Origin of the sequence: Sphingobacterium sp. WOUb80 (genome assembly GCF_050058145.1) — a bacterium.
Lineage (GTDB): Bacteria > Bacteroidota > Bacteroidia > Sphingobacteriales > Sphingobacteriaceae > Sphingobacterium.
On record NZ_CP165617.1, the window covers coordinates 5,425,295 to 5,439,740 of the forward strand.

Annotated in this window: 8 protein-coding genes; 4 read left to right on the forward strand and 4 right to left on the reverse strand. The window is 39.8% G+C overall.

Annotated elements, in window-relative coordinates:
* Positions 1 to 19: 19 nt before the first annotated feature.
* The 4 genes from AB1Z56_RS22410 to AB1Z56_RS22425 form a co-directional block, all read right to left on the reverse strand.
* Positions 20 to 1,939 carry a RagB/SusD family nutrient uptake outer membrane protein gene (locus tag AB1Z56_RS22410; RefSeq protein ID WP_309359726.1) on the reverse strand — a complete coding sequence of 640 codons (1,920 nt, stop codon included), beginning with the start codon at positions 1,937 to 1,939 and terminating at the stop codon, positions 20 to 22.
* A 74-nt stretch (positions 1,940 to 2,013) separates the two neighbouring features.
* Positions 2,014 to 5,457, reverse strand: a complete 3,444-nt coding sequence (locus AB1Z56_RS22415) for a SusC/RagA family TonB-linked outer membrane protein (RefSeq protein ID WP_313266302.1) — start codon at positions 5,455 to 5,457, stop codon at positions 2,014 to 2,016.
* A 302-nt stretch (positions 5,458 to 5,759) separates the two neighbouring features.
* A complete protein-coding gene (locus AB1Z56_RS22420; RefSeq protein WP_426790237.1) occupies positions 5,760 to 6,896 on the reverse strand; it encodes a FecR family protein in 1,137 nt (378 codons plus the stop codon).
* Between the two features lie 143 nt (positions 6,897 to 7,039).
* Positions 7,040 to 7,615, reverse strand: a complete 576-nt coding sequence (locus AB1Z56_RS22425) for an RNA polymerase sigma factor (RefSeq protein WP_426790238.1) — start codon at positions 7,613 to 7,615, stop codon at positions 7,040 to 7,042.
* Positions 7,616 to 8,266: 651 nt separating this feature from the next.
* Between AB1Z56_RS22425 and AB1Z56_RS22430 the strand changes: the two genes are divergently transcribed.
* From AB1Z56_RS22430 to AB1Z56_RS22445, 4 genes are read left to right on the forward strand one after another with little or no spacing between them, the layout of a single operon-like run.
* Positions 8,267 to 11,230 carry a SusC/RagA family TonB-linked outer membrane protein gene (locus AB1Z56_RS22430; protein ID WP_426790239.1) on the forward strand — a complete coding sequence of 988 codons (2,964 nt, stop codon included), beginning with the start codon at positions 8,267 to 8,269 and terminating at the stop codon, positions 11,228 to 11,230.
* A gap of 9 nt (positions 11,231 to 11,239) precedes the next feature.
* Positions 11,240 to 12,790 carry a RagB/SusD family nutrient uptake outer membrane protein gene (locus AB1Z56_RS22435; RefSeq protein WP_309359737.1) on the forward strand — a complete coding sequence of 517 codons (1,551 nt, stop codon included), beginning with the start codon at positions 11,240 to 11,242 and terminating at the stop codon, positions 12,788 to 12,790.
* A 1-nt stretch (position 12,791) separates the two neighbouring features.
* On the forward strand, positions 12,792 to 13,460 hold the full coding sequence (locus AB1Z56_RS22440; protein WP_309359739.1) for a fasciclin domain-containing protein: 669 nt from the start codon (positions 12,792 to 12,794) through the stop codon (positions 13,458 to 13,460).
* A gap of 2 nt (positions 13,461 to 13,462) precedes the next feature.
* The gene (locus AB1Z56_RS22445) at positions 13,463 to 14,446 is read left to right on the forward strand and encodes a DUF5007 domain-containing protein (protein ID WP_313266298.1); all 984 of its coding nucleotides are present in this window, start codon (positions 13,463 to 13,465) and stop codon (positions 14,444 to 14,446) included.

Here is a 14,446-nt window from a genome sequence, read left to right on the forward strand (position 1 = left end):
TTTAAATTCATTTAATTTTTTACCATCCCGCTGCTTGTACCAGATTAGTGTTTCTTCTCCGTTCATTCAGACTGATCGGGGTGAAATAGTCTCTATCCATAAATGATCGCACATATAATATGGTTGTCCTGTAATATGAATTAGCCGTATACTGATTAATGTCCCATGCCATGATGGGGGTATTAAACTCTTTCACGGCATCTTTCCATCTTAAGATGTCATAATAACGAATTCCTTCTAATGCAAATTCACAAGTCCGTTCGCGTTTGATAATTTCTCGAAGACCTTCTTTAGTATTAGGCTTGTTGGGGTTTGAGGAAAAGTTTGTCCAGGATTCTACAACGCCTTTAAGCCCACTGCGTGCCCGTACTTTATCGATATAAGTCAACGCTTCTGCCGTAGGACCATTTAGTTCATTCAAAGCCTCTGCATAGTAGAGGTATAAACTTGCTAAACGAATAATGGGATTACCATATGCCCGGGTTGTAAAACTATTGCCTGAGGCCACCGTATTCTGGTAATTAAAGTGCTTTTTTGACGCATAGCCAGTTGTGTTAAAATATGTTGGGTTTGCTTTACCAGATGATCCAGAATATTTTAGATTGATATTGTATGCACTGGCATCTGTTTTGATCTGGTACATAAAAAGACGGCCTGCATCAAACATTAACGAAGCATAAAATCTATTTTCGCGATCCAGATTTAGTCTTGCGGTTTGTTGTCCTCCCACCAAATCATATTTGTAAGTATCGGTGCTTGGGACTGAAATAAGATCATAACGGTTGTTATATGGAAAGGTAATATCCTCTTCAATAGGAACACCATTTTTTGAATAGAACTTTTCGGCTGTATTCATTGTAACAGAAAAGTCGCCGCGTATCGTTGAGCTAGTGGCCTCGGTTACATAGCGTGGCAATCCAAAATATCCTTGAAAGGTTGAGGAAGCTAAGTTTTTGGTGTCTAGCCATAATATTTCGGGATTATTGGAACTCTCATTAAAAGCTTCGCGGATGCTCATCTGAATTTGGGTGGAGTTACTAGCGGTAATCCCTGCTGGCGTGGTGTAAGTGTGTAGCTTTTTACCAAAAGATTCAGCAAACTCTATAGCCTCTTTACAGGCTGCCACTGCATCCTGCCATTTTGTAGCGGAATAGGTATGATTAAAGAGATCCTTACCATCGAAATTTTTTAGATTTGATTCAGGGTCAACGTTTCCATTGAAAAGCGGACTGGCCCGGTACATCATAATTTCCGCTTTTTCGGCTTTAGCGATGATCTTGGTTATTCGGCCGGTTTCGGAGGCTGCTGCGGTAATGTCGTCTTGGAGAGCAGGCATACTTTCATCAATCAGTTTGATAATGTAATCAAAACATTCTTCGGTACTGTTTCTTGGGAGATTAGTTGCACCAGACTCTTCTTCTACCTCAATATTAACGTCTTTGATGGGGACGGGGCCGTATTTTCGTAATAATTGAAAATGATAGTATGCTTTCAGAAATTTGACTTCTGAAGCCCACATCGTTTTTTCGGCTTCATCCATATCGGGTACATTCATGATATTAGCCAAGAACGTATTGCAGTTGGTGATTCCTATCCATAAACTTGCGGATCCGTTGTTACCATCCCAGGCATTCAGCAGTGGCGAATCTGAGTTCTGAAAGCCTAAAGCGACGCGCCAATTGTAATAGGTGGAGTAGGTCGATTGCGAACTCAACCAAAATTCATCCCCAGAAAAGAGGGCGGGATTTCCTGTTACAGAAAAGCCCGAGGGAATGGATGAATAACAGGTTGCTAAGTAGCGTTGGGCCATAGACCGCATGGCGAAAGCTTGATCTAATACGGGAGCATTATCCGGAACAATGTCCAAAAATTTATTACAACTCGTTGATAAACTCAGTATCAGAGCGGTGCTGAATATTTTAATTTTGATATTTTTCATTGAAATACAGTTTTTTCATCGGCGAATAGGCTTGTTTTCCTACCCCTTCGCTTATGAAATTTTCTCTTAAATCTTTAAAGGTTTGCAGCCACACCAATGTTGTAGGTTTTCTGCAATGGATAGTTCAGACCATTTCCGCCCATTTCAGGGTCCCACAATTTGAAAGAGCTGAAACGTAGTAGATTAGTGGCACTTGCATATATCCGAAATGATTTAAATTTGAATTTTTTTACAAATTTTTCATTCAGGGAATAGCCTAATTCGACTTGTTTTAGACGGAGTAACGATGCATTTCTCATCCAAAATGTACTCGTGACCGTATTGTTGGCCAAAGGAGTGACGCTTAGTCTAGGCCAAGCGGCATAAATGTCCTTATTATCTTCGGACCAGTGACTGTCGGCCCATTCCTGAAATACTGCATTTGGAGCGGTACTTGATCCAAAAGGTGCGATGCCTCGACTTAGCGGCGAGCTCACATTGTCAGCTGTCGAGTTGATAAACAGCGATGTTCGGCCTACTCCAGAGAAGAAGAAGGAGAAGTCGAGCCCTTTGTAGCCGGTACTCAATCCAAAGCCATAGTTGATCTCAGGGGTTGTTGGATGACCGATTGCCATACGGTCGTCATCATTGACAATGCCGTCCCTATTGACATCTAGATATTTGATGTCACCTCCGCGGACGCTTGATCCGGTTGATTGCTGCGGGGCATTGTACACTTCATTATCATCTATAAATAGGCGTTCTGCAATGTAGCCAAATTGATGTCCGACAGAAGTTCCCTTACGTTGACGATAACTATTTGCATAGCCCGGTTCTTCATAAAAATCATATTCTCCTGTTGCATAGGTAAATGTACCCCGGCCTTGGAACCAGAGATTGGAGTTGACAGATTTTGAATAGGACATTTCGGAATCGAATCCACGGCTTTTATATCTACCTAGATTTGCATAAACACCGGCTGTCAATCCATTAATACTAGTCAGACTGCGCTGCTGTACGATGTTATATCGAAGTTGATTATAATAGTCTCCGGTAAAAGTAAAGCTTCCGTTGAATAGGCTAAGGTCGATTCCATAATTTGTCTGTCTGGAGGTTTCCCAGCTAATATTTGGATTGGCATAACGATTTACGTTAACTCCCGATATCGTTGTTCTTCCTTGTTCTGCTGGTAAGCCAAAGGTATAATTATAAGAAGAGTTGTTTAGGTCAACGTCAGACAGGTAAAAGAATCTGGTGTCCAATATCTGGTCGTTGCCGAGTATACCATGCGTAAATCTAAATTTCAAATTGCTGACCACTTCTTTGAGGGGTTCGAAGAATTTTTCATTCGAAACAGACCAAGCTGCTCCGAAAGAGGGGAAAAATCCCCAACGATATGCTTTGGAGAATTTCTCGGATCCATTGTAGCCAAAAGCAAATTGCACATGATATCTATTGTCATAGCCATAAGTGAAGCTCCCCGATAGGGAGACGTTGCGATTCGGCAATGAGTTAATGAGTGAAATGTTATTATCCACTGGGGTACTGACATTATCCCGAATAGTATTGATCACCGTTCCGAATATATTATGTTTATCATTAAAGGTGCGGCTGTAGGATAGCTGGTTCTCCATATAAAATATAGAGGATTGTGTCCGGTCACCTGGTACGAAATTTAGATATTCTGTTCCAGACTCGGGATTGATCGGTCGCAAGCTCATGGTATTTGATTCCGCATTATAGGACTGCGGTTCATAATAAAAAGGAGAATATTGGCGAGATTGGGAAAAATAAGAATTACGCGTTATATTCCCCAAAGCACGGTATTTCAATCCTTCTGTAATAATAGATGAAAGATCTTGGTTTAGCTCGAGCTGAATCTGGATATTGCTCCTTCTCCTTTCTGAATAACCACGCATAATCTGTGCATAGGGGTTGGCGTATTGACCGTCGCCTGAATTGCCAAACAATGGGTGTTTGACATAAGATAATTCTGGACCAGCCTCATATACGGGCAGAAACAAAACAGGATTGGCGCGAAGAGCCAGGTTATAAGCTTCAGATCCGCTTGTCGGTGGCCCTTGATAGTTTTGAAGGTTAGCTACGGTACGTACCATAGCTGTTGTCGATTTGGTAATATTGATGCCAATATTACTTCGCAAATTCATTACTTTAAAATTGACATTATTATTGAAATTGTTCAGTTTGTCCATTTTCAACAAGCCGTTGTCATTGGTAAAGTTTGCGCTGACATTGTAGTTGGCAATTTGTCCACCACCAGATATGCCTAGGTTGTAATTTTGGGTTGTTGTCGTTGTTTTGGTTAGTGTATTTAACCAATCGACAGCAGGATACAGCATAGGATTGCTTCCATCGGCAGTTTTATCGATTTTTTCCTGACTATAAGGTTCTACTCCCAGAGGATCACGAGTCGTCACAGCCTCATTATACATTTTCATCCAGGTCACAGGATCTGCGAATTTCAGTTTTTCCGTAGGTGTGGATACACGCTGTTCGGCTCTGAAATTGATTTTTGCAGGCCCTTCTTTTCCTGTTTTTGTAGTTACCAAAATAACACCATTTGCTCCGCGTGAACCATATACGGCAGATGCTGTTGCGTCCTTTAGAACTGAAAAACTTTCGATATCATCGACAGGAATGCGTGCTAGATCGTCTGTGCTGACCTCCATATTGTCAACGAGTATCAAAGGCTTGTTGTTGGTTCCAAAAGTACCGACTCCGCGAATAAAAAAGTCTGCATTATCTGCACCTGGTTCTCCGCTTCGTTGAAAAGAAACGATGCCGGCAACCTTACCTTGTAAAGCCGTTGTTAAGTTACTGACAGGTTGACGTAGTTCTTTGGGTGTAATGGAGGTAACAGAACCTATAATATCTTGTTTACGTTGTCGTTGTCCAAAAGCTGTTACGACAACCTCATCAATAGCACTTGAAGAGGCTTCCTTTAAAATGATATTATATTTGGTGTTTTTATTGACGGATACTTCCTGAGACTCATATCCAACCATTGTAAATACCAATGTACTGTTTGCTGGAACTTTGAGGATGAAATTTCCATTAACATCGGTAGCAGTTCCTATTCCAGATTTTTCTTTGACGGCGATACTAACCCCTGTGAGAGAAGTACCACTTGTATCCCTAACTGATCCCGTAATTTGAACTTCTTGCTGGAAGTTCAATCTTATTTTATTATCCAGTTTGGAGGTGGCTCTGTTTGACTCGTAGTTTTTCTTCAATACAATGGTCTTATCGAAAAAATCATAGGTAAAATTGGCATCACCTAATATGGTTTTTAGAACTTGTACAAATGGGACATTTTTTATGTCAATCGAAATATCGTCGTTAGAGGCTATTTCATTTTTCCTATAGAAAAAGGTATAACCGCTTTGTTTTTCGAGATCTTTCAAAATAGAGGAGAGACTGGCCTTTCTCTTTTTGAGTGTGATCTGCTGAGCATAGGTATGAGCATTTACTTGCGACAGGCCTAGGCCGACCAATAAAGTTATTAGGTTGATCCTCATAAGAGATCTAGATAAAGGTCGTGCAAAAAAAGGTGGTTGTTTTTCATTTTTAAGACCTTTATTTGACGAGATATTCTTGCCTAACAGGTCTTCATGAAAATCCTCCCCCTTCTTCATGAACGGAGTTGTTGAAAATTTCATTAAATTCGTTTGGTTTTAATGTGTTAATAATTGAGACGTTATTCGATGCTTTAATACCAATTACAATTGCGGATTCTGCGCCAACAGAGTCCGTTTTTTATTGGTATTATATTAGGGATTTACGGAGGTAGTTTTTTATTGGTCATAATTTTAGTAATTGGTTATGTAATGATTAATTTAATGCGGCTATTTTCGCCTACCAAAGCTTTTGTATTGAGATCAGCATAATTGAGGAGCTCAATCAATTTATTTAAGCTGAGATTACGGGGAATTGTGCCTGTATATTGTTCTTTGTCTTTACTTCGATGGTAAGTAATGTCAATATTATACCAACGGGCAATTTGTTGCATCACTTCTTCAGTGTTATTGCCATTAAAATAAAACTGACCCTTTTTCCAGCTTAATACTTCTTCGATATCCACACGCTGGGAGTTCAATACGCCATGTTGCAGTGTGGCCTGTTCACTTGGTTTAAGATAAATATTGCCCTGTGGAACATCTCGTGCTGAGACTAAAACAGATCCTTCTTCTAGGGTTGTCTGTATTTTATCTGTTTCAGGGTAGGCGTTGACATTGAAGCGGGTTCCGAGAACCTCAATTTTTTGACCACGAGTCTTCACAATAAACTTGCTTTTATTGCTTGTTTTCTGAACATGAAAATAGGCTTCCCCTTGGAGTTCCACTTCTCTTTCTTCATTGTTAAAAGAAGCTGGATAGGAAATCTTAGAATCTGCATTTAATGTTACCAATGTGCCGTCTGATAATGTCAGGTCATATGTAGCCCCTTTTGGTGTATACATGCTATTTTTTTGTATATCTACTTGTCCGGTTTTTACATCGTGATAGCTAATTTGCCCGTTGCCATCCTTTTTTATGATGACATTGTCAGTTTGTATACTTTGGTTGAGCGGAAGGTGCTCGAGGTCTATGTGTTTACCATTTCCCAATACAATGATCGCCTTTTCTTTACCGGGAGGGATTGACGCCAATTGTTCGGTAGTCGCTAAGATCTCGGGCTTTGGCCAGAATTTTAAGATCGAAAAACCAATGAGCAAGATGCTGGCGGCAATCGCTATATATTTAACAGTACGGAGTGGTGTAACTTTTTGTTCAGAATGCTGTATTTCTCTTAAAAGGCTTTTCTTGGTCCTATTTTGAATATTCGCAAATTCGGTCTCCGAAATGCCATTTTCGGACTGTTTTTCAAACCAGTCAAGTATTCTTTTTTTCTCTTCAACAGTATCTTTCCTGTTCAAGAAGATGGAAATCAGCTTGTATATTTCGTTCATTTGATTCATAACAGGTTCCATTGGAATGGTCAGTTATTATACAAGTGTGTGAAACAAGGAGAAACCTCTAGTCAAAAGTGAAAAAAAAGTGTTTTTTTTAAAAATGGACAAAATATCTATGAAAATACCTGTTAAAAAGGTATGAGTGTTGACTAGAAAAAAAGTGTAAAATGAAATAGATGGCTTGTTGCTGCTCGAAGATGTTTGATTGCTTTATTAATGTGTTTTTCGACGGTAGATTCGCTGATATTTAGCTGCTGGGCAATAGCTTTGTTGCTCATGTAGAAGTCACGGCTCAATTTAAATACTTCTCGGCACTTTTCGGGAAGGTTCTCGACTTCTTTGGCAACAATATCGATGATATAACGGTAATAGAGTTTATCTTCTATTGAAACGGTTTCATCTTCCAGTTCGAGCTCGTCAAAATCGAACGATGATACCTTTAATTTTAAATTCTTGCGATAATGAGCAAGAATGAGGTATCTACAGGAGCTAAATAGATAGGCCGGAAGAGATTCTATTTGTTCAATCATTTCCCGATTTTTCCATACTGATATAAAAAGGTCGTGCAATATATCTTCAGCTACTTCGCTGCTTGCAACCTTTTTTGCTATAAAAGCTATTAAATCAGGTGTAAAGAGATCATATAATATAACAAACGCTCGTTGATCCCCCAGACTTATAAGCGGGAGAAGTTCATGATATTGATATGATTTTTGATTTTTCATAAGAGTACTCGGGGAGTAAACTTAGTAAAAAAAATATAATTTCTTATTACAGGCAGATAATCTGTATATATTTAGTGTCTTTACTACATTTATATATGTTCGGGAGTCTTCATAGTTTCGGGGATTAACTGTTAATGTGTTAATCGCCAAAACTTCTGTTTTATTTTTTATGTGTGATTACATTTGTCAATGGAAAAAGATTGCTTTCGATGTAGGCTTTTTCAATCAGCTGACGCAGCTCTTCTCTTTCTTCGGGTTTTCCTTTCCAGTCTCCTCGACGCAAGGCTTGACGTCCCCCGCCTTCATGAAATTCCCAGTATAGGTATTGATGTTATTTGTGGCTAGTTCTTACCTGGTAGCGGTGGCACAAATGAATTCAAATGACCAAGATAAACAAGCCTAAAAGACAGTGAAATAAGAAGTACTCTCTAAGCATAAAACGTGTTTTTTGGGGCAACAGTGTCGCATTTACACTATAACGTTTTCGACATTTGGGCAATCGATTGCGTTAAGAAGCTGTTAAGTCGGAACGGATTCAAAGCTGTAATATTACACCCATAATGAATACGGGACCAATAAAAAACCTGTCTAATTGATTAAAAACCAAGATATGCTGGATTATACTGGCATTTAACCTTTTGAGTACTGTTTATGAAAAGAAATGTAAGCTATTGTACGTTATTTTTTCTGCTGAGTTTAGGTTGTTTACCTGAGTTGGAAGCCGCTACCCCTTCGATATCTAATCGTGGTACAGGCTCCTTCGGGCTACAGCTCGGATTGCGAGCAGATACTGTATCCAAAGATTCGATTATCTATTACTCTTCGGATCCTACCAAACCTTACCTAGGGGTAGATACAGTGAATATTGCTGCTGCGAAGAAGCGACCCTATCTCACGATGCAACAGATGTTGAAAGGGAACACAGCAGGAGTGTATATTCAGGAACTTTCGGGGGAACCGGGAACAATCAAACAAAATGTATTGGTGCGTGGCTTAGCCCGCCCAATTGTTGATATTGCAGATGTCAATAAAAGCAAGCCTCTGATCGTTATGAACGGGATTCCCTTAATTGACGATCAGACATTGAGCTATGCTATTCAGAATTATAGTCTCCAACCGATTGGTGCCGCCACGAATATCAACAGTATTTTTAGTCTAGATAATATTGAATCTATTAATGTGCTGAAAGATTATAGTACTGCTGCTATATTTGGGCCGAGAGCTGCGAATGGTGTGATCTATATTACCACAAAGAATGCAAAAGCTGGTCAGCGGAAAATAAGTTTCAACAGCCATTATGGCTATGCTACACCATCAAGTGTAACCACCATAAATGCTGAGTTTGAGAAGAAATTTAGGACTCCATTCTATGCTAAATATGCAAATGAGAGCCAATTGGCAGCTTATCCCGCTTACCTGAGCGATTCTTCAAACGTTAACTTTTATGGCCCTTCCAACTGGACCGATCTTTATTATAAAGCGAAGCCCATTTACGATATCAATGGTAGTTTGGAGGGTGGTTCCGAGCGTGCTAACTTTCGTTTTTTTGGTAATTATGCCGGTGATGCCGGTGCTGCGGACGAAACAAGTCTAAATCGCTACCAAGCGGCATTTTACCTGAATATGTTGCCCATAAGATGGTTGACGATATCGAGTATGATTCAAGGAACACGACTGAACAGAGATAGAAACCGTTCGATCACTGAGCGTTTGGGGGAGACAGCTTATATCCCGGATTTATCTACTCCTTTGTCTCCCAATAAAGATTTGTATGGACTGTACGTGGATGAGTATAAAAAATCCTTGGATGAAAATAATATCACCAGTTTGCTGGGGTCCTTTGCTTTAAATTTTGCTATCCTTAAAAACTTAAATTTCGCGCCTAAATTATACCTGGATTATAACGAGAATGTTCGTAACGTGTTTTGGCCATCAACCTTGATGTCAGGAAACAATTACGTTTCGAATTACTATGGCTATAATGAACGAATGGCTTTTGACAATACATTGAACTATCGTTATACCCTCAATGATAAAAGCAATTTGTTAGTGGAGGCCGGATTTAGCTACCAATCAGATAAGCAGAAGTATAATTTTATTCAAGGCTATAAAGGACCGAATGATTTTATCAAGGTAAATGTCGTTGAAGGCGATAGCCAAAAATCCAATTATCTAAAGTCCGTAGGATTTATACCTTATTACTATCAGGATCGGATGGATTTTAGATTGGCGTCAGCTTATTTCCGAGGAACTTATGCCATTGATCGAGTTTTAAAAATCGGAGCTCTCGTTCGGCGAGATGGATCTTCAGCAGTACAAAAAGACCATAGGTGGTTCACCTCTTTCGCGTTCAATGGTGAATATGACTTTAATTCAGTTATTAAAAGCGATAACATTGGTGGTCTTAAGATATTGGCGTCTTGGGGACGTTTGGGTAACCTTCCATCCACTGATATTGAAGCGGCGGGGCCGCAATATGGTACAGAACTGGGCTGGAGTTCCAATAAAAACGTCATTTCCTACAATGGAATAGGTACAATTAGCAGACCTTATCAGTCTGGTTGGGTAGGTTACGACCTGCCTTGGGCCTATACGGATATGTTTAATGCCGGCATTGATTTCGCTTTGAAAGGTGACAAAATCACTTCCCGTGTAGAGTTTTACAATAAAGATAACAAAGATGTTGTGTTTACAGTGCCTACTGTCGCTGAATCTGGTTATCAGTATGAACGGTTGAGCGGCATGGCCATCAACAACAAAGGGGTGGATTTTACGTTGAATTTCAATTTTCCTGCTGCTACTGATCGTTTATCCTGGAATAGTTCCTTTAATATCGCTTACAATACCAATCAGCTAAAAGCCCTACCTCGTGGTTTGCAGGAGATAGAAATTGGTAATAGAAAGCTTGCTGTGGGTAATCGCATCGATCAATTTTGGGTGTTGAAAAATCAGGGGATCTATGAAAACGATCTGGATGTTCCTGTAAATACAGATCATAAAATTTTGACCTATAACGGTACAGCCATGAAAGGCGGTGATCCACGCTGGGAAGATACAAATGGCGATTTTGATATCAATGATAAGGATCGTGTTTTAATGGGTAATTACATTCCTAAGTTTACGGGTGGATTCTATAATAGATTCGGATGGAACAACTTTGACCTAAGTTTCTTATTGTACTTTAACCTGAAAAAAGATGCGTTAAATGCACAGGCAGCGCGGTATTTTGATTTCGCGAACCAAGATGAGGGTCATTCGCTTAGCTCAGTGCGGGACATTACCTATTGGGAAAAGAACTTTGATGAAAAGGCCTATCCTTTATATAACCCATGGTCTCCAGTATCACCCTATCAAGCGGAGCAGGATATGTTTTTGGAAGATGCATCTTTTGTGAAATTGCGTAATCTGACATTCGGTTATGATTTTACGTCGATGGTCAAAAAGTCGAATACGCGCTTTTCTAAATTTTACCTCTATCTCAGTGGAAGCAATTTGCTTACACTCACGAAATATTCGGGACGTGACCCAGAGTTGATAAACTTCTTTGGGTATGACGCAGGCGAAGGACTGAGATTACCCAAAACGATTGTATTAGGTATTAAGCTAGATTTTTAAGGAGAGTTAATGATGAAAACAATACAACAAAACGTGCGGAAATGTAGCAAATTGAGTATGCTACTGATTGCTTTTGCTGCGGCGAGCCCATTGTTATCTGGTTGCAGCAGCATGCTGGACGTTGACTCCAGGCATATTGTCAACGAAGAGAACAAGTGGAAAGATATTAACGATGCACGAAGCTCACTTATGGGAGTTTATGGTTTATTGCGTACTGCTTTGGCACAAGATAATGGCTATTGGATGTACGGCGAGCTAAGATCCGGGGATTTTTCGGCGGTTAATAAAAGAGACTTGGATGTTATTATAGCTGGCGAGCTAAATTCATCTTATCCCTTAATACAAAAATTGAGCAACTGGCGTAAATTCTATGCGGTGATCAATGCGGCCAATCTATTTATCGAAAATTCCAGCAGGATTGTTCCCCTAGATGCACAATATACTGCGCTGAACAATAAGATCGATATAGCTCAAATGCGGGTTATCAAGGGGTTTTGCTATTATCTTTTGGCACGTACCTGGGGCGATGTGCCTATCTGGGATAAGTCTTATGAAGGCAATTTTCCCAATATTAAAGCTTCCCCAGAAAAGGAGGTTCTGGCTTATGCCGAAAATCAGATCAAATCAATCAAAGATGAGTTGCCTTTTATTTATGGTAGTGAGACAGATCCTATATACCCGACATTAAATTACCATGGTTCCAATCGTGATCAATGGAATGGTGTACTTTTTAATCGTTTGTCGGCAAATACAATTTTGGCACATATTGCCGCTTGGTCAGGTAATTATTTGGAAGCATCAGTTTATGCGGATTATGTCCTTACTAATGCAAGTAAATCTGGGGCGACATTCAACTTGTCCAGCAATATTACCGCTGCAAATGGTTTTTTCTATAATTCATCCAATTCGCAGTTGGTTGCATTTCCATTTAAATGGGCTGCGGGAGAAGCGTCGTATGAAGGACATTTGGAGCAATTAACATTAGCAAGCCCATTGGTGTCGAAAGCGACCCCAGATATCTATATTCCAAATGATCATATTATCCAGGTTTTTACAGAAGACAACGATGTCCGATATAATATCGCCAAGGATGGGACGATTGCATCGACTTATTTTTCTAATATCGGCGGTCAATACCCCATCTTCAGCAAAATTAAAGTTATCCGGGAAGGCGTTTCGGGTGCAGATGGTTCTTTGCCATTATTTAGCTCAGCTATAGTCTTTTCACGTTTGGAAGAAATCGCGTTACTCCGTGCAGAGGCACTCGTTGTATTGGGACAGCAGGATTTGGCCAAAGGGTTGTTGGACCAAGTACGTAAAAGCAGGGGACTAAATGATTCGCCAAGTGATGCCGATCTGTTGGATGAAATATTCGCCGAGCGCAGAAGAGAACTTTTGGGAGAAGGCTGGCGTTGGTATGATTTAGTCCGTTACAAGAAATTAAAGCGGAATGATCCCGAATTTAATAAACTTATTGATGGAAAGGGCATATTCTGGCCCATTGCACAAGAGGTACTGAATAATAATAGCCAATTAAATCAAAATTCATTTTGGAAATAATATGAAAACTATAAGAAAATATTTTGGTGTCGGAATATTCGGTTTACTGTTTGGTTTTATGCTGACAAGTTGCAATAAAACTGAAGGTTATTATGATTTTCAAAATCAAGAAAATCTATTCTCCGGAAATACCATAGCATATTTCGAATCCAAACCTGAGGTCTATGATTCCTTGATGCATGTATTGGCCTTTTTTCCCGAACTCAAAAATCAGCTGGCTACAGATAGCTTAACTGTCTTTGCACCGACTAATGCGTCATTTCAGTCTGCAATCAACAATTTCAATTTGATCAGAAAGAATCAGAAGAAATCGCCCTTGTATATCAGAGATCTAGATAAGGATCAGCTGGATACTCTATTGAGCAAGTATATCGTGAAGGGACTCGTAACAACAGATTCCATGCTTTATGTTGACGGTCTTTTTGTGCATACTTTGAAACATGAACAACCTATGCACGCACAACGCGTGAAACAAGAAGCATCTGGATTGGTGGATGGTGGATTGGTCACCGTGTTCTATAGTGATACAAAGGGATCCAATTTTACCCAATATTGGACGCGTTCCGCGACACAAGCTGTTAATATTAAGACGCAAAATGGTGTCGTTCATATCTTGGCCAATGGTCATGAGTTCGGATTCGGTGAATTCTTAAACCGCTTTAACCTGTAATTATGAATCGAAAATATATTCAATTAATGTTCCTTGCAGTTGTATTGCTCTTATCTGGCTGTAAGAAAAACTTTCCATCCGATTTAGATGCGTTTAGTTTGGATATGAACTTTACACAGACGGAATTTAAACCAATTTTAGGGCAAACAACGCAATTTCAGGATATTTTTAATGCCGGTGAATCTACCTTACCCTTGAGTTTCCGAATTTCTGCCGTCCGCACCTTTGAAGGCAAGGAAGCGCCGGAGCTGCTAAAATTGTTTCCGGTATCCATCTGGAAGCAACCTTATACGGGGACTGAAAAATCTTTAGCAGAAATACAGGCAAAAAGGGATACAGTAATGCGGCCCCTTTGGGAGATCGCACAGCATTCGGGCAATTTAACGATGCATGGTACAAGTAATTCTACTGTGTTGAAATCGTATCCAGATTCCGGTTATTATTTTGATGTAGAAGTAAGTAGTAATGGCGGGAGTAGATTCTTTAAGAATATGTTGTTGACGCCATTGAAAGAACAACCTTACGCTCCTTTTGTTGAGAGTGGGATTTTACGTCCGACAATAACAATGAATTTGTTGGGAGATTCCACCCGAACCCCAGTGCAACCCCAAATATGGTTCTATAAAAAAGGCGAAGGAAGTTCGCTAAGTTTTAAATTCCTTGGACCGGACCTGCAACCGATAAAATTGTCAAGGTTCAATAATACCGATTGGGACCGGTTGGTGCATGGTTTCAATAAAACGTTTGATAAAGATTCTACCTCGGTACGTTATGATGTAGCCTATCCTATTCCATTGGTTCCCACATTAGCCACAGAATGGACTTCAGGTGGGCGGGCTTCGACTTCCTTTACTTTTACAAGGATTGCATTCGGCGGAATTCGAGAATTTTCAGGAGTACGATTCGATTTCAATATTTATGAAAAGGGAGATTGGGAGATTATATTTTTCTTCCCTGATGAGGCTCCTTTATTTGACAACGATTAA